Source organism: Mycolicibacterium agri (assembly GCF_002553505.1).
GTDB lineage: Bacteria > Actinomycetota > Actinomycetes > Mycobacteriales > Mycobacteriaceae > Mycobacterium > Mycobacterium agri.
Window position 1 is genome coordinate 1 of the sequence record NZ_PDCP01000245.1, and the last position, 625, is coordinate 625.

The 625-nt window shown below is 63.4% G+C and carries 1 protein-coding gene; it reads left to right on the forward strand.

Annotation, left to right across the window (positions count from 1 at the left end; translation table 11 throughout):
* A partial coding sequence (locus CQY20_RS34020) for a DDE-type integrase/transposase/recombinase (protein ID WP_133119215.1) occupies positions 1 to 625 on the forward strand: 625 nt, incomplete at both ends.

The window sequence follows — 625 nt, forward strand, 5'->3', positions numbered from 1 at the left end:
TCATCACAGCCCGAACCGCACATCGCAGGAGCTGGTACGCAAGATCGTGCACCTGCGGTGGCGTCATCGGCTCTCTCCGCTGGCGATCGCCTCGCGGCTGTCAATGTCGGCGTCGACGGTGCACGCAGTGTTGGTGCGGTGCCGGTTGAACCGGTTGTCCCACATTGATATCCGCACCGGTGAGCCGATCCGCCGCTACGAACACGACCACCCCGGTGCACTGATCCACGTTGATGTGAAGAAACTGGGCAACATCCCCACCGGTGGCGGCTGGCGATTCGTGGGACGGTCCCAAGGTCAGAAGAACCGGCACCTGATGTCTGGCACCAAGCGCAGCCGATATCACCAGCCGCTGCTCGGGCACGCCTATGTCCACACCGTTGTCGATGACCACTCACGCGTGGCCTACGCCGAAATTCACGACGATGAAACCGCTGACACCGCGGTAGCGGTGTTGCGCCGCGCTGTCGGTTGGTTCAGCGACCGCGGGGTCATTGTCGAGGCCGTCTTGTCTGACAACGGCGGCTGCTACCGCTCACACGCGTGGAAACAGGCCTGCGCAGACCTAGGCGTTAAGCACCGGCGGACCCGGCCCTACCGGCCACAAACCAACGGGAAAATCGAG